14 protein-coding genes are annotated in these 14,822 nt (G+C 60.2%); 5 read left to right on the plus strand and 9 right to left on the minus strand.

Annotated elements, in window-relative coordinates; translation table 11 throughout:
* Positions 1 to 564: 564 nt before the first annotated feature.
* The 5 genes from JFU58_RS13885 to dksA all read right to left on the minus strand — a co-directional run bounded on the left by JFU58_RS13885 (position 565) and on the right by dksA (position 6,607).
* Positions 565 to 2,001, minus strand: a complete 1,437-nt coding sequence (locus JFU58_RS13885) for a sigma-54-dependent transcriptional regulator (RefSeq protein WP_177025802.1) — start codon at positions 1,999 to 2,001, stop codon at positions 565 to 567.
* 22 nt (positions 2,002 to 2,023) lie between these two features.
* On the minus strand, positions 2,024 to 4,978 hold the full coding sequence (locus JFU58_RS13890) for a sensor histidine kinase (protein ID WP_167410169.1): 2,955 nt from the start codon (positions 4,976 to 4,978) through the stop codon (positions 2,024 to 2,026).
* Complete coding sequence (locus JFU58_RS13895; RefSeq protein ID WP_003176118.1) at positions 4,962 to 5,138, minus strand: hypothetical protein; 177 nt, start codon at positions 5,136 to 5,138, stop codon at positions 4,962 to 4,964. Before JFU58_RS13895 ends, JFU58_RS13890 begins: the two co-directional genes overlap by 17 nt.
* Before the next feature lie 62 nt (positions 5,139 to 5,200).
* Entirely contained in the window at positions 5,201 to 6,088 is an 888-nt protein-coding gene (gluQRS, locus tag JFU58_RS13900) for a tRNA glutamyl-Q(34) synthetase GluQRS (RefSeq protein WP_017478581.1), read from the minus strand.
* Between the two features lie 84 nt (positions 6,089 to 6,172).
* Positions 6,173 to 6,607, minus strand: a complete 435-nt coding sequence (dksA, locus tag JFU58_RS13905; protein WP_010174401.1) for an RNA polymerase-binding protein DksA — start codon at positions 6,605 to 6,607, stop codon at positions 6,173 to 6,175.
* 321 nt (positions 6,608 to 6,928) lie between these two features.
* Between dksA and JFU58_RS13910 the strand changes: the two genes are divergently transcribed.
* Together JFU58_RS13910 and sfsA are read left to right on the plus strand one after the other, a co-directional pair.
* On the plus strand, positions 6,929 to 8,101 hold the full coding sequence (locus tag JFU58_RS13910; protein ID WP_201140939.1) for a pyridoxal phosphate-dependent aminotransferase: 1,173 nt from the start codon (positions 6,929 to 6,931) through the stop codon (positions 8,099 to 8,101).
* The gene (gene sfsA, locus JFU58_RS13915) at positions 8,101 to 8,814 is read left to right on the plus strand and encodes a DNA/RNA nuclease SfsA (RefSeq protein ID WP_201140940.1); all 714 of its coding nucleotides are present in this window, start codon (positions 8,101 to 8,103) and stop codon (positions 8,812 to 8,814) included. The genes JFU58_RS13910 and sfsA overlap by 1 nt, the downstream gene beginning before the upstream one ends.
* Here the strand turns inward: sfsA and JFU58_RS13920 are convergent.
* Complete coding sequence (locus JFU58_RS13920; RefSeq protein ID WP_201140941.1) at positions 8,811 to 9,128, minus strand: Rieske (2Fe-2S) protein; 318 nt, start codon at positions 9,126 to 9,128, stop codon at positions 8,811 to 8,813. The genes sfsA and JFU58_RS13920 overlap by 4 nt on opposite strands.
* 206 nt (positions 9,129 to 9,334) lie before the next feature.
* Here JFU58_RS13920 and JFU58_RS13925 point away from each other — a divergent pair, with 206 nt between their 5' ends.
* From JFU58_RS13925 to JFU58_RS13935, 3 genes are read left to right on the plus strand one after another with little or no spacing between them, the layout of a single operon-like run.
* On the plus strand, positions 9,335 to 10,213 hold the full coding sequence (locus JFU58_RS13925; RefSeq protein ID WP_201140942.1) for a heme/hemin ABC transporter substrate-binding protein: 879 nt from the start codon (positions 9,335 to 9,337) through the stop codon (positions 10,211 to 10,213).
* Entirely contained in the window at positions 10,210 to 11,247 is a 1,038-nt protein-coding gene (locus tag JFU58_RS13930) for a FecCD family ABC transporter permease (protein ID WP_063033196.1), read from the plus strand. Before JFU58_RS13925 ends, JFU58_RS13930 begins: the two co-directional genes overlap by 4 nt.
* Positions 11,247 to 12,014 (plus strand): heme ABC transporter ATP-binding protein, encoded by a 768-nt coding sequence (locus tag JFU58_RS13935; protein WP_063033195.1) that lies wholly within the window; start codon positions 11,247 to 11,249, stop codon positions 12,012 to 12,014. The genes JFU58_RS13930 and JFU58_RS13935 overlap by 1 nt, the downstream gene beginning before the upstream one ends.
* Positions 12,015 to 12,261: 247 nt before the next feature.
* Here the strand turns inward: JFU58_RS13935 and JFU58_RS13940 are convergent, their stop codons facing one another.
* The 3 genes from JFU58_RS13940 to JFU58_RS13950 all read right to left on the minus strand — a co-directional run bounded on the left by JFU58_RS13940 (position 12,262) and on the right by JFU58_RS13950 (position 14,732).
* The gene (locus JFU58_RS13940) at positions 12,262 to 12,534 is read right to left on the minus strand and encodes a TfoX/Sxy family protein (RefSeq protein ID WP_010174414.1); all 273 of its coding nucleotides are present in this window, start codon (positions 12,532 to 12,534) and stop codon (positions 12,262 to 12,264) included.
* A gap of 202 nt (positions 12,535 to 12,736) precedes the next feature.
* The gene (locus JFU58_RS13945) at positions 12,737 to 13,081 is read right to left on the minus strand and encodes a pentapeptide repeat-containing protein (RefSeq protein WP_017478588.1); all 345 of its coding nucleotides are present in this window, start codon (positions 13,079 to 13,081) and stop codon (positions 12,737 to 12,739) included.
* Between the two features lie 94 nt (positions 13,082 to 13,175).
* On the minus strand, positions 13,176 to 14,732 hold the full coding sequence (locus JFU58_RS13950; protein ID WP_201140943.1) for an AAA family ATPase: 1,557 nt from the start codon (positions 14,730 to 14,732) through the stop codon (positions 13,176 to 13,178).
* Positions 14,733 to 14,822: the final 90 nt, after the last annotated feature.

Raw genomic sequence — 14,822 nt, forward strand, 5'->3', positions numbered from 1 at the left:
TCGCGGAAACTACAAGGGGAGCCGAAGCTCCCCCAGAAGTAGTTGCGTGCTCTATTTTTATTATTGGTTTCGGGCTTCTTGTTTTTGTTGATCGCCCTCGCCATGAAGCTTCACCTTCATGACACTCCCAATCGGGAGCCAAGAGCAAACGGATTGCTTTGGTCGCTGTGTTGCTGATCTACGATCCAACCAGTTCAGGCTCTGCCTTAGGGCAGTTTTTGTTGTTCTCGGCCTGGTTGCGGGGCAAGCCCCAAATGCAACGCCTCTCCAAAAGAATCAGTTAGCTGCGCCTCCGCCGTGTTGTTTTTGTTATGCGTGAGTCGATTCGTCTTATTTTTATTGTCTTGTACATTTGCTTGTTATTGTTTTTGTACTAAGCATATAGCAGGGTGCGTGCCAACTTTTGCGAGGCCCAGCAAAATAAGGGGGTCGGAGCGCTTTCGGGTTTCTTGAAGGCGAAAAAAAGCCGGGGCTTCGTTACCGTAAGCCCCGGCTTTTGTTACGTGAAAAATCAGCGGTAACAGTTTTTTCACATCTGAAGGTGTTACCTGTGGGGCCACCCACTCAGCTTTCGCTGGCAACCCCGGTCTTGCGCCGCGGGATACCCAGGCGCTGGCGCCGTTCCCACAGGCATTTACGGCTGACGCCCAGTTTGCGCGCCAGTTCGGTCTCGGTCATATGGTCCTGGTGCTCGAGGACGAAGTGCTGGAAGTAATCCTCCAGTGACAAATCTTCCGTCGGCTCATGGCTGTTGTTACTGCCACCCTGCTGAGGCGGCAGGCCTATGAAGTCGTCATCGTCCAGGTCGCTGAGCTCGATATCGATCCCCAGCAGCTCGGCGGAAATCTCCGGGCTCTCAGACAGAATCACCGCGCGCTCTACCGCGTTCTCCAACTCCCGCACGTTACCCGGCCAGGAATAGTGACGGATTGCCTGCTCGGCATCGGCGGCAAACTTCAGGTCGGTACGGTTGATTCGTGCACTTTGGCGGGCCAGGAAGGCCGTAGCGATCTCGTTGACGTCGGCGCCACGCTCACGCAAAGCCGGCAGTTTGAGTGCGATCACGTGCAGGCGGTAATAAAGGTCTTCACGGAACTGGCCAATTTTGGCCAGGCTTTTCAGGTCACGGTGCGTGGCCGCGATCAGTCGTACGTCGACCTTTTGCGACTGTACCGAGCCGACGCGGCGGATTTCGCCTTCCTGGAGGACCCGCAGCAAGCGTGCCTGAGCTTCCAGTGGCAGTTCGCCAATCTCGTCGAGGAACAGCGTGCCACCGTCGGCAGCTTCAACCAAACCCGCCCGGCCAGCGCTGGCGCCGGTAAAGGCGCCTTTTTCATGGCCGAACAATTCGGATTCGATCAGGGATTCGGGGATCGCCGCGCAGTTCACCGAGATCATCGGTGCCTTGGCGCGCTTGGACAGGTTGTGCAGGGCGCGGGCCACCAGTTCTTTACCGGTGCCGGATTCGCCCTGAATCAATACATTGGAGTCAGTGGGCGCCACTTTGCGGATCTTGCTGTACAGGTCCTGCATCGGTGGGCAGGAGCCGATAATGCCGATTTCGCCATTACTGTTATCCACGCCGGGCTTTTCAGCACCGTTGACGGCCTTGCCCGCTGTCGGGCGTTCAGCCGGTGTGCTGCTGGCGGATTGGCGGTCACGCAGGATGCGGGCCACGGCCTGGAGCATTTCGTCGTGGTCGAAAGGCTTGGCGATGTAGTCCACCGCGCCCATCTTCATCGAGTCCACTGCCGAGCGCAGGCTGGCGTAGCTGGTCATGATCAGCACCGGCGTGCCTTGGCCGAGCTTGATCAGCTCGGTGCCAGGGGCGCCGGGCAAACGCAGGTCACTGACGATCAGGTCGAACGTGGGAATACTGAAACGCTCTTGGGCTTCCTGCACCGAGCCGGCTTCGCTGACCTGGTACTGATTACGTTCAAGCAGGCGACGCAAGGCAGAGCGGATAATGGTTTCGTCTTCGACGATCAAAATGTGCGGCATTGATTCAACTCTCTCGACGGTCTCAGTTCACAGCGGACGTCGCTTCGACATGACGCGGCAAGGTCACCCGAATACGGGTGCCGCGTTGGCTTTCGGTGTCAGCCGGGCTGTCGATGGTGATTTGTCCATAATGCTCTTCAACGATGGAATAGACCAGTGCAAGGCCCAGACCGGTACCTTCACCCGGATCCTTGGTGGTGAAGAAGGGTTCGAACAATCGATCCATGATGTTCTGTGGAATGCCGCTGCCTTCGTCCTCCACGATCAGGTCGACCGTGTGCTCGAAAGCCTCGCTCTTGACCCGTACTGCACTGCCGGCCGGCGATGCATCACGGGCGTTGGACAACAGGTTGATCAGCACTTGGGCCAGGCGTTGTGAATCGCCGTCGACCCAGTGTTCCGGATCGCACAGGTTAAAGAACTGTACTTCGAAATTGCGCCGGTTCAAGGCCAGCAGCCCAATGGCATCCTGGGCCACTTCAGCCAGGCACACGGCCTCGTCGTGATTCTGGTGAGCGCCTGCGTGGGCAAAGCTCATCAGGGACTGCACAATGCGCGAAACACGCTTGGTCTGCTCCAGAATCTGCCCGCTGATCTCGATGATTTCGCCGTCTTCTTCGCGCTCTTCCCGCAGGTTTTGCGCAAGACAGGCGATACCGGTGATCGGATTGCCGATTTCATGGGCCACACCGGCGGCCAGGCGCCCGATGCTGGCCAGTCGCTCAGAGTGCACCAGCTTGTCTTCGAGCATTTGGGTTTCGGTCAGGTCTTCTACCAGCAGCACCAGGCCGCTGTTGCCGGGCGCCAGTGGCTCATCGATGGCGGCCTTGTGCAGGTTGAGCCAGCGGGTCTGGCCGTCCAGCGCCAGGTGCTGTTTATGCAAGTGTTCGTCGGGCAGGTTGATGAAGCCCTGGAGCAATTCTTTCCACGGGTCGCCGATGGTATTCAGGCGTGAGCCCACCACGCGTTGGGCGGCGATGCCGGTGAGTTCTTCCATGGCCTTGTTCCACATCAGGATCTCTTGATCCTTGGCCAGGGAGCAGACGCCCATCGGTAACTCCTGCAGCGTCTGGCGGTGATAGCGGCGCAAGGCATCGAGTTCGGCGGCAAGGCCAGTGAGGCGCGAGTGGTAATCCTCCAGCCGGCTCTCGATGAAGTGGATGTCTTCGGTCACGTAGTTTTCGCCGCCGGCCTTGTACGGCAGGAAGGTCTCGACCATGTCCTGGGACACGCTCGGGCCCATCAAGCCGGACAGGTTGGCTTCGATGCGGTCCCGCAGACGGCGCAGCGCATAAGGTCGGCGTTCGTCGAACGGCAGGTAGAGATCGCGCAGGGCCTGCTCGACTTCCTTTTGCGCGGCCTTGGCGCCCAATGGCTTGGCCAATTGCGTGGCGAATTCCTGGGGTGAGGCGGCATGCAATTCGCGGCGTTGCGGGCGACGCACGTTATCCACAGCGCAGGCTTCGGCGGCGCTGGTTTCTTCCGGGCTGGCGTTGGTGAACAGCGAGAAGAGGGTGAACATCAGCACGTTGGCCGCCAGCGAGGCAATCGCCGCCATGTGCCAACTGGTGTCGTCTAACACGTAGATCATGTTCAACAGCGGGATGTAGAAGCCCTGCAAGTTGCCCACCAGCGGCAGCAGCATGGTCACGGTCCATACCAGGATCCCGGCCAGCAGCCCGGCGATAAAGCCTCGGCGGTTGGCAGTCGGCCAGTACAGCACCGACAACACCCCCGGCAGGAACTGCAAGGTGGCAACGAAGGCGACGATGCCCAGGTTGGCCAGGTCCTGCTCGGCACCCAGCAACAGGTAGAAGCCATAGCCGGCCATGATGATCGCGACGATCAGCGCGCGGCGGGTCCATTTCAGCCAGCGGTAGATATTGCCTTCGGCCGGTGGCTGGTAGAGTGGCAACACCAGGTGATTAAGCGCCATCCCCGACAGGGCGAGGGTGCTGACGATGATCAGCCCGCTGGAGGCTGACAAACCACCGACATAGGCCAGCAATGCCAGTGACTTGCTGTTGGCGGCAATGCCGACGCCCAGCGTGAAGTATTCGGGGTTGGTGGTGGCGCCCAGTTTCAGGCCCGCCCAGAGAATCAGCGGCACCGCCAGGCTCATCAGCAGCAGGAACAACGGCAAGCCCCAGCTGGCGCTGACCAGCGAACGTGGGTTGAGGTTTTCGGTGAAGGTCATGTGGTACATGTGCGGCATTACGATGGCCGAGGCGAAAAACACCAGCAGCAGCGTGCGCCATGGGCCTTCCTGCAATGGCGTGTGCAGCGCGGCCAGGGCGGTCTGGTTTTGCAGCAGCCACAGTTCCAGCTGTTGCGGGCCGTCGAATACCCCGTAGAGCGCATACAGGCCGACGCCGCCGATGGCGATCAGCTTGATCACCGATTCAAACGCGATCGCGAACACCAGCCCTTCATGTTTCTCACGGGTGGCGATGTGCCGTGAGCCGAAGAAAATCGTGAACAGGGTGATCAGCGCGCAGAAGCTCAAGGCCACGCGGTGTTGCACCGGCTCACGGGTGAGGATGCTGATGGAGTCGGCCACCGCCTGGATCTGCAACGCCAGTAACGGCAGCACGCCGATCAGCATGAAGATCGTGGTCAGCGCACCGGCCCAGGTGCTGCGGAAGCGGAACGCAAACAGGTCGGCCAGGGACGACAGCTGATAGGTGCGGGTGATTTTCAGGATCGGATACAACAGCACCGGCGCCAGCAAGAACGCCCCGGACACCCCGAGATAACTCGAAAGAAAGCCGTATCCATACTGATAGGCCAGGCCCACCGTGCCATAGAACGCCCAGGCGCTGGCATACACGCCCAGGGACAAGGTGTAGGTCAACGGATGGCGAATGATCGCCCGCGGAATCATTCCACGTTCACTGATCCAGGCTACCCCGAACAGCGCGGCCAGGTAGGCGGCGCTGATCAGCAGCATCTCGGTCAGGCTAAAGCTCATCGGCATCTTTTTGGCTCTGCAGGATGAAAGTCACGACGATCAGAATCAGCCAAAGCAGATAGGGCCGGTACCAGGCGCCTGTGGCGTCGATCCACCAATCCATGATGGCAGGAGAAAACAGGTAGATCCCGACGACCAAAAGCAGGACCAATCGATAGATGTACATGTTGGCCTCTGATTGAAAAACTGCGGCGATGGTAACGGATGGCTCGCAAGCTGCAAGCGCCTTCAGCGCAATTGCGCTTCGGCCAGCGTGAGTGTGCGCGGGATCTGTGGAGCATCCCAGTGCGCAATGCCCCAATCCAGCAGTTCCCGTGGGCTGGCGTGGTTCAGTTCGTCGCCCGCTGGCTGGCCCAGGGCGCGCAGTGCTCTTAACAGCAAAGGCGTGGCCTGGTCTGTGGTCAAGGGGGGGGAACGGTAGGATTTGCCCAGCTTGTTACCGTCCGGCTGGATGATCAGCGGCACATGCAGGTAACGCGGTTGGGGCAGGCCCAGCAGTTCCTGCAGATACAGTTGGCGCGGCGTGGAGTCGAGCAGGTCGGCGCCACGCACGATGTCGGTCACACCTTGCCAGGCGTCATCGAGCACCACTGCCAGTTGGTAGGCATAAAGTCCGTCGCGGCGGCGGATAACGAAGTCGCCTACATCACGACCCAGATGCTGTCGGAATTCGCCTTGTACACGGTCGGTAAAGTGGTACTCCAGCTCCGGCACCCGCAGGCGAATGGCGGCATCTTGCTGGTCGTGGCCGGCATTGCGGCACAGTCCCGGATAAATCCCGTTGTAGGGTTCCAGTTGCTTGCGTGAGCAGGTACAGGCGTAGGCCAGGCCGTGATTGAACAGTCGGTTGAGCACTTCTGCGTAGGCATCGTGCCGTTCGCTTTGTCGGACCAATTCCCCGTCCCATTCGAAGCCGTAACGTTCCAGGGCATTGAGGATTGCGGCCTGGGCGCCGGGCTCTTCCCGTGGCGGATCGAGGTCTTCCATGCGCATCAGCCAGCGGCCTTGATTGGCGCGGGCGTCGAGGTAGGAGGCGAGGGCGGCGACCAGGGAACCGAAGTGCAGGTGTCCGCTGGGCGTGGGGGCGAAACGCCCGATATAGGAGGAGGCAGTCATGGGGCGGATATTACGGGAAAACCAGCAAACGCCAGAAACAAAAATGGGGCGTTCGCACGCCCCATTTGTACAGCCCGGCGATGATTACTTGCCGACCTGTTTTTCCTTGATTTCAGCCAAGGTCTTGCAGTCCACGCACAAGTCGGCGGTAGGACGCGCTTCCAGGCGGCGAATACCGATCTCGACGCCGCAGGACTCGCACCAGCCATACTCTTCGTCTTCGATGAGTTGCAGGGTCTTGTCGATTTTCTTGATCAGCTTGCGCTCGCGATCACGGGCGCGCAGTTCAAGGGCGAACTCTTCTTCCTGGCTGGCACGGTCTGCCGGGTCCGGGAAGTTGGCCGCTTCGTCCTTCATATGGTCAACGGTACGGTCAACCTCTTGCATCAAGTCCTGTTTCCACTGCTTCAGGATCTTGGAGAAGTGTTCGCGCATGGGCTTGCCCATGTATTCCTCACCCTTCGATTCGACGTAGGGTTGGAAGCCGCTGATGCTCTGTTGCTTTGCTTGGGTGGGCATGAATGGACCGCCTCTCACTCTTCTAATCCATTGCGCAGGATTGCAACATCACCGACACCTGCCGGCCCTGCGGCTGCAAGCGGGCGAACTTACCAGATAGATTCGGGGTGCGCCACTCCCGGTTGTCGAGGCACCGTCTCCTGAGGGTTGCAAACCGCCGCAGGCCCCAGCAGGGCGGGCTTGTACGGTCTCGAATGTTGATTTTAGCTGTTTTGCAGGTAGTTGCTCGCCGTGCTTGCTACATGTCTTCGGGCAATAGAGCAGGTTTTGCGCGGCGGGTTGGGTAGAATCGGGGTTTGTCCTCACAGTTAAGGAAGGCTAATGGCTCAGCCCTACAGTGCGCGCAGTCGCGCTATCGAACCTTTCCATGTCATGGCGTTGCTGGCGCGGGCCAATGAATTGCAGGCCGCCGGTCACGACGTGATTCACCTGGAAATCGGCGAGCCGGACTTCACCACCGCCGAGCCGATCATCAAGGCCGGACAGGCGGCGCTGGCCAATGGCAAGACCCGTTATACCGCGGCCCGCGGGTTGCCGGAGTTGCGTGAGGCTATCAGCGGTTTGTACCAGCAGCGTTACGGGCTTGGCATCGATCCTGAACGCATTCTGATTACCCCCGGCGGTTCCGGTGCCCTGCTGCTGGCGAGCAGCTTGCTGGTGGACCCCGGTAAGCATTGGCTGCTGGCAGACCCCGGTTACCCGTGCAACCGTCACTTCCTGCGACTGGTGGAAGGCGCGGCGCAGTTGGTCCCGGTCGGCCCCGACGTGCGTTATCAACTGACCGCCGACTTGGTGGCTCGTCACTGGGATCAGGACAGCGTGGGCGCGCTGGTCGCTTCGCCCGCCAACCCTACCGGCACCATCCTGACGCGCGATGAGTTGGCAGGGCTGTCGAGCGCCATCAAGGCGCGCAACGGGCATTTGGTGGTGGATGAGATCTATCACGGCCTGACCTACGGCACCGATGCCGCCAGCGTGCTGGAAGTCGACGATGAAGCTTTCGTTCTAAATAGTTTTTCGAAGTATTTCGGAATGACCGGCTGGCGCCTGGGTTGGCTGGTGGCACCACCGGCGGCCGTGGGTGAATTGGAGAAGTTGGCGCAGAATCTCTACATCAGCGCACCGAGCATGGCACAGCATGCGGCCCTGGCCTGCTTTACCCCGGAAACATTGAATATTCTTGAGGATCGCCGGGCCGAGTTTGGCCGTCGTCGCGACTTCCTGCTGCCAGCCCTGCGGGAGCTCGGCTTCGGCATCGCTGTCGAGCCGGAAGGTGCGTTCTACTTGTACGCCGATATCAGCAAATTCGGCGGCGATGCCTTCGCCTTCTGCCGACACTTCCTCGAAACCGAGCATGTTGCGTTCACTCCAGGCCTGGATTTCGGTCGCTATCAAGCCGGTCACCATGTGCGTTTTGCCTACACGCAAAACCTTGATCGCCTACAGGAAGCCGTCGAGCGGATTGCCCGTGGCTTGCGGAGTTGGCAAGGCTGATGCGCTTTAATCCTCCCCTCGAAGAAGGCCGGCTGATCCGCCGCTACAAGCGTTTTCTCGCCGATATCGAAACCGTTACCGGCGAGTTCCTGACCATTCACTGCCCGAACACCGGCTCGATGTTCAACTGCATGCTGGAAGGTGGTCAAGTCTGGTTCAGCCGCTCCAATGACCCCAAGCGCAAGCTGCCCGGTACTTGGGAAATCAGCGAAACCCCGCAAGGGCGCCTGGCGTGTGTGAATACCGCGCGGGCCAATCAGTTGGTGGAAGAGGCGCTGCGGGCCGGGGTTATCACGGAACTCAATGGTTTTACCGCGTTGAGGCGTGAAGTTGCCTACGGTCAGGAAAACAGTCGGATCGATTTCCGTCTGGATTACCCAGCGGGCCCGGCGTATGTCGAAGTCAAAAGCGTCACCCTCGGTTTTGACGGGACCTCGACGGCGGCATTCCCCGATGCAGTGACCCAGCGCGGGGCCAAGCATTTGCGGGAGTTGGCGCATCTGGCACGTGAGGGTGTGCGGGCGGTGCAGTTGTATTGCGTCAACCTCTCGGGGATCGATGCGGTGCGTCCTGCCGAAGAAATTGATGCCGGTTATGCGGCCGCGTTGCGTGAGGCCAAGGCGGCGGGCGTCGAGGTGTTGGCCTATGGCGTGAGGGTGACGTCAGAGGAAATCTGCGTCGAGCGTCGCCTGGAAGTATTGCTCGGCGGTTAGATTTCTACCCAAAGACCCTGTTCGTCCTCGCGGCCGGGCAGGGCTGTCAGGCTCTGGCCGGCACAAGGCCCGGCGACGCACTCTCCGCTCTCGATCAGGAACAGCGCGCCATGGGTGGCGCACTGGATCAGGCTGGCGCTGGGGTCTAGAAACTGGTGCGGCTGCCATTCCAGCGGCACCCCGCGATGTGGGCAGCGGTTGATATAGAAGTAGGCAATGCCTTCGCGACGTACGGCAAACAGGTTGCGGCCGTCGATATCGAAACCGAGGCTGGCGTTGGGTGCGAGTTCGCTCGAGGTGCAGAGAAACTTCATGTCGATCCTTAAGTACCGTCGTTGGCGGGCTGCAAGGCTATCCTGATTTTACCGAAGAGCCCGGCGCTTGACGTGCAAATGCAAACAATTATCAAATGCCGGCTTCGCCCGTTAGCTGACTGGGCGCTCTGTACGATGTCAGGCAGCCTTGATCTGTCACATTGCGAGTGTTTCAGCGGGCTCACCCCTTGGAAGGAAACCCTTTTATGCGCCTGAGTGCCAGTGCTATCGCGCTCGTTGTCGGACTGCTGGTCAACGCTGGGGCCCAGGCCTCTGAACTGCCACAACGCTGGGTCAGTGCTGGTGGTGCGTTGTCGGAATGGGTGACGGCCCTGGGCGGTGAGTCAAAGTTGGTGGGCGTGGATACCACCAGCCAGCATCCGGAATCCCTCAAGGCGTTGCCGAGCATTGGTTACCAGCGGCAGTTGTCGGCGGAAGGCATTCTGAGCCTGCGTCCGCAGATCCTGGTGGGCACCGAGGAAATGGGCCCGCCGCCGGTGCTGGCGCAAATCCGCAACGCCGGTGTGAAAGTGGAGCTATTTTCGGCTGAGCCGGATTTGCCGACCCTGCAAGGCAACCTTCAGCATCTGGGCAAGTTGCTGGGCAGCGAAGCGAAGGCTGCCGAGCTGTTCAGCGACTATCAACAACAACTTGATCAACAAAAGAACTGGGTGACCAAGGCCCAATCCACACAAAAGGCACCCGGCGTCTTGTTGTTGCTGGGACATGCCGGCGGAAAACCGCTGATCGCCGGCAAAGACACGGCGGCTGACTGGATGTTGCAGCAGGCTGGTGGCCATAACCTGGCGACCCACAAGGGTTACAAACCTTTTTCCGTCGAGTCACTGGCGGGGCTCAATCCTGAGGTGCTGGTGTTTGCCGATCGCGCCTTGACCGGGGATGCGGCCCGCGCCGCGTTGTTCAAGGAAAACCCGATCCTGGCTTCGACGCCAGCGGCCAGGAGCGGACGCGTCTATGAACTGGACCCGACGCTCCTGGTGGGCGGGCTTGGGCCGCGCTTGCCGCAAAGCCTGGTGAAGCTGTCTGCCGGGTTCTATCCGTCTCAGGCTAATACCGCCCCATGACCACTCTGGTTAAACCGCGAACCCTGTTTATCGGCTTGAGTCTGCTGTGTGTATTGGCGATCTGGTTGTCATTGGCCCTGGGGCCGGTGAGTTTGCCGTTGATGGACACACTGCGGGCAGCCTTACGCTTGATGGGTGTGCCAATCGAGGCCCAAGGCCTGGAGCAGGCGGAGTTGATCCTCGGGCAGATTCGCCTGCCGCGTACGTTGCTGGGCCTGGCCGTCGGCGGGGTTCTGGCACTTTCCGGCGTCGCAATGCAGGGGCTGTTTCGCAACCCCTTGGCTGATCCCGGGTTGGTCGGGGTGTCCAGCGGTGCGGCGTTGGGCGCGGCGATTGCGATTGTCGGTGGTTCGTTTTTTGGTGGTTTGCCGGACGTCCTCGGGCCTTATCTGCTGTCGTTGTGTGCCTTCCTCGGGGGGTTGGGGGTAACAGCGCTGGTCTATCGCCTGGGTCGACGCAACGGCCAAACCAATGTCGCGACCATGTTGCTGGCGGGGATCGCCCTGACGGCGCTCGCCAGTTCGGCGGTGGGCCTTTTCACCTACCTGGCGGATGACGCCACCTTGCGCACCCTGACGTTCTGGAACCTGGGCAGCCTGAATGGCGCCAGCTACTCGCGGTTATGGCCGCTGCTGCTGGTCAGCGCTGGCGTAGCACTGTGGCTGCCGCGCCGGGCCAAGGCGCTGAATGCACTCCTGCTGGGTGAGTCGGAAGCCAGTCACTTGGGCATTGATGTTGAAGGCCTCAAGCGCGAACTGGTGTTCTGCACTGCACTGGGGGTAGGCGCGGCGGTGGCAGCGGCGGGGATGATTGGCTTTGTCGGGCTGGTGGTGCCGCATCTGGTGCGCCTGCTGGCGGGGCCGGATCATCGGGTGCTGCTGCCAGCCTCGGTGCTGGCGGGGGCGAGTTTGCTGTTGTTTGCCGATCTGGTAGCGCGACTGGCCTTGGCGCCGGCGGAATTGCCGATCGGCATTGTTACCGCGTTTATCGGTGCGCCGTTTTTTCTCTACCTGTTGTTGCGAGGGCGCGCCTGATGCTGCGAGTAGAAGACCTGCAGGTCCGCCGTGGGCGCAAAACCGTGTTGGCGGACGTCACCCTGGACCTGCTGCCAGGTGAAGTGCTTGGCGTGTTGGGCCCCAACGGTGCGGGGAAAAGTACGTTGCTCGGTGCGTTATGTGGTGAGTTGCAGCCCGACGAAGGCCGTGTGTGGCTGGATGAGCGTGAGTTGAAAGACTGGGGCGGAGCGCAGCGTGCCCAGCGCCTTGCGGTATTGCCGCAGACCTCAACCCTGGACTTTGCCTTTCGCGTCGAAGAAGTGGTGGGCATGGGGCGCTTGCCTCATCAGACTGGCCGGGTGCGTGACGATGAAATCATCAATGCTGCCTTGCAGGCTGCCGACGTCGGCCACTTGAGCGGGCGCAGTTACCTGGCATTGTCGGGCGGCGAGCGTCAGCGTGTGCACCTCGCGCGGGTGCTGGCGCAGCTATGGCCGGGTGAGGCGGGGCAGACCTTGTTGCTGGATGAGCCGACGTCAATGCTTGATCCGCTGCATCAGCACACGACCTTGCAGGCGATCCGCAGCTTTGCCGACCGGGGTGCTGCGGTGCTGGTGATCCTTCACGACTTGAACCTGGCGGCGCGCTACTGTGATCGTATCCTGTTGCTGGAGGATGGTCGGCCCCATGCGTTGGATACACCGGCACAAGTGTTCCGGCCTGAGCCACTGAAGGCGGTATTTGGGCTGGATGTGTTGGTGCAGCCGCATCCGGAGCGCGGCCATCCGTTGATCATTGCACGCTGAAAATCGCCGCAGCTTTTTATGGGCAAAAAAAGACCCGGCAGAGCCGGGTCAAATAACCGTGATTAGCCTGATGAGGAGATAATCTGAGAGTCCGAACCAATGGTCTTTCAGTTATCGGCTGATCTCGCGACCAGTTGTGATAATCATAACGATTCTCATTTGAGAGTCAACATTTGTTTTTGCGCCTCTCCAAATTTCCTCAAGCATTTGTTTGGAATCCCTGGAAACGTGAGTGCAGGTTGCCGTCTCAATTCTTTTGGCGTGCCGAAAGAGCGTCCAGCTGACGGTTTAAAGCTTCCTTGCGTTCAACGGGAATGTCATTCCAGTGCACATCCATCAGCGCGCCTTCAATGGCATACAACAACACTTTGGATGCCCTGAAACCGCGGGTGCGTACGGCACGGTACGCGTCGACTGCCCCCAGGCGGCGTAGGTCGGACGCACTGTGGATGCCCACCGCATGCAGCCATTGCGCCGACGTCTTGCCAAGGTTTTTCAGGTGTTGCAGCTCATCATTCATCAAGCCTCCTTGCGACGGCCGAATGGTTCGGTGGGTATCGTGACCAGGCAAGCCTGAAAGGAGTGTAGCGCTCAGTAGGAAAAGCGTAGTTCTTTGGTCGGCAACGACCTAAAAGCTTCTAAGGCAGGCGGGGATTTTGGCGTAGGAAAGGGTGAAGCCCCCCGGTACGCCTTGTGCGTAGCCGGGAGGCGATGCAGCGGTTTTACCGTGTGCGGTAGCGCAAGCGCGTGCCGAAATTGACGGACATCAGTATCTCGTCAGCGCTCAACTCAGGTGGGAAATAGGTGCCGGAGATCTGGGCATGCGCCAGGCTCGCGCCTTCCAGTGGGCTGTCACGTAAATCCAGGCCACGCAAGTCGGCGGAGCGGAAATAAGCGTCGGTGAAATCCACGCCTTCGGCATTCAGGTCGCGCAGGTCCAGGCCGCGAAAGTCGCCACCGCGCATATCGATGGTGCCGTCTTTCGGGCGCTCCTGGTTGAAGCCGCGGATGTCATCTTTATGCAGAAGCGCGTACAGCGGGGTATCAAGTAGCTTCGGATGGCTCACAATGGCGACTCCCGTGTTGGAATTATGACGCCATTATAGTGCCACTATTGCTCGGCCGTGAGCCCCGGAAGGCTACACGACCAAGAAATATTTCTTACAGGCCCGGCAGGCGCTGGCGAATATGTGCCACCAGTGCGTCCAAGGTTCCGCTTTCATTGGTTTCCACGCGTTTGCTCAGCAGTAGCTCTTCAGCACCGAGTGGGTCACGGGTGGACTGCTGCTCTTCGATGATGTTCAGGGTGGCGTCGGAAGGATCGTTCTTGTCCGCCTGACGCTGTGCCAGCCAAGCGGCAATAACAGCCTGTGGCGCATTGCAATCGAGGATCAGGAACGGTGCGCCGGTGGCCTCGGCGATCTTGGCTGCAGCGTCGCGTTGTTCACGCTTGAGGAAGGTCGCGTCCAGTACCACCGGGAAACCGGCGCGCAGTACGGTGTCGGCGATCTCGTTCAGGCGTGCGTAGGTGGCGGCGCTGGCGTCTGCGGCGTAGATCCCGGCCTGCGGCGTGTTCTCGACCTTCTGCTCGCCGAACAGGCGTTTGCGCTCCACGTCCGAACGTAGGCGAATCGCCCCCAATGCTTCTACGAGGCGCATGGATACATGGCTTTTACCCACGGCTGATACGCCGTGGGTGATGGCCAAGAAGCGCGATGGGATGGTGCTGTAGCTTTCCGCAAGGTTGGCGTAGTTGCGGTACTGGCGCAGGGTGGTAGCACGCTGCACGGCGTCCGCCTCGGAAGGCATGCTGAACAGCGCGACCTTGGCGCGTACCAGGGCGCGGTAGGCTTTATAGAAGTTCAGCACTTCCAGGCCTTGATAGTCGCCGGTCAGCTCCAGGTACTGGCTGATGAAGCGTCGCGCCAGGCTTTTGAGGCCACGGTCTTCCAAGTCCATCGCCAGGAAACCGGTGTCGGCATATACGTCGGTGAAGCGGAATGGCTCGTTGAACTCGATGCAGTCGAAGATCACCACGTGGCCATCAATCATCGTGGCGTTACCCAAGTGGATATCACCGTGGCATTCGCGGGTGAAACCATTGAGCTTGCGTTGTTCGAACAGTGGCTTGAGGCGCTCGAAGCTGCTTTCGGCCCAGGCCTGCAAGGCATCCAGTTGAGCCAGGTCGGCCTTGTCGCTGAGGAACGGGCGGATCTGCTCGAAGTTCTGCAGCACTGGCGCCATGACGTCGTGCGGGGTGCCGGCGGAGTGGGTGGCCGGCACTTTCGGGGCGTTCAGGTGAAAGTGCGCGATCTGCCTGGCCATTTCGTCGATGTGCGCGTTGGTCAATTCGCCGTTGGCTTGCAAGGTGCTGAGCAGTTGGCTCTGCGGGAACTGGCGCATTTTCAGCACGTAGTCGACCACCGGCCCGTCGCCACCCAATTGCGGTGCTTCGGCGCTGCCGGTGATTGGCAACACTTCAAGATACAAATCATCGGTCAGGCGCTGGTTGAGGCGCAGCTCCTCATTGCAGAAATGGCCGCGCGCTTCCAGGGTGGTGAAGTCGAGGAAGCCGAAATTCACCGGCTTCTTCATTTTATAAGCATAGGGCCCGGTGAGCAGGACCCAGGAAATATGGGTCTCGATGACTTGGAACTGATCCACCGGATGGGGAAACAGGGCCGGGTTTTGCAGGGCTGCAATCAGGGACTGGCTCACGGGCGATCCTTCAGAGTCTGGGAAAATTCATGGCGGGCATTATGGCTGCTACAGACGGTCGTGCAAACCGCTGTCCGGCTCATGTTGGTC

This window comes from Pseudomonas sp. TH34 (assembly GCF_016650865.1).
GTDB classification, from domain to species: domain Bacteria; phylum Pseudomonadota; class Gammaproteobacteria; order Pseudomonadales; family Pseudomonadaceae; genus Aquipseudomonas; species Aquipseudomonas yamanorum.

Bases quoted from the DNA above. Each gene is read 5' to 3' on its own strand.
- JFU58_RS13885 (WP_177025802.1), bottom strand. From the start codon at position 2,001: ATGCCGCACATTTTGATCGTCGAAGACGAAACCATTATCCGCTCTGCC.
- JFU58_RS13890 (WP_167410169.1), bottom strand. From the start codon at position 4,978: ATGCCGATGAGCTTTAGCCTGACCGAGATGCTGCTGATCAGCGCCGCC.
- JFU58_RS13895 (WP_003176118.1), bottom strand. From the start codon at position 5,138: ATGTACATCTATCGATTGGTCCTGCTTTTGGTCGTCGGGATCTACCTG.
- gluQRS (WP_017478581.1), bottom strand. From the start codon at position 6,088: ATGACTGCCTCCTCCTATATCGGGCGTTTCGCCCCCACGCCCAGCGGA.
- dksA (WP_010174401.1), bottom strand. From the start codon at position 6,607: ATGCCCACCCAAGCAAAGCAACAGAGCATCAGCGGCTTCCAACCCTAC.
- JFU58_RS13910 (WP_201140939.1), top strand. From the start codon at position 6,929: ATGGCTCAGCCCTACAGTGCGCGCAGTCGCGCTATCGAACCTTTCCAT.
- sfsA (WP_201140940.1), top strand. From the start codon at position 8,101: ATGCGCTTTAATCCTCCCCTCGAAGAAGGCCGGCTGATCCGCCGCTAC.
- JFU58_RS13920 (WP_201140941.1), bottom strand. From the start codon at position 9,128: ATGAAGTTTCTCTGCACCTCGAGCGAACTCGCACCCAACGCCAGCCTC.
- JFU58_RS13925 (WP_201140942.1), top strand. From the start codon at position 9,335: ATGCGCCTGAGTGCCAGTGCTATCGCGCTCGTTGTCGGACTGCTGGTC.
- JFU58_RS13930 (WP_063033196.1), top strand. From the start codon at position 10,210: ATGACCACTCTGGTTAAACCGCGAACCCTGTTTATCGGCTTGAGTCTG.
- JFU58_RS13935 (WP_063033195.1), top strand. From the start codon at position 11,247: ATGCTGCGAGTAGAAGACCTGCAGGTCCGCCGTGGGCGCAAAACCGTG.
- JFU58_RS13940 (WP_010174414.1), bottom strand. From the start codon at position 12,534: ATGAATGATGAGCTGCAACACCTGAAAAACCTTGGCAAGACGTCGGCG.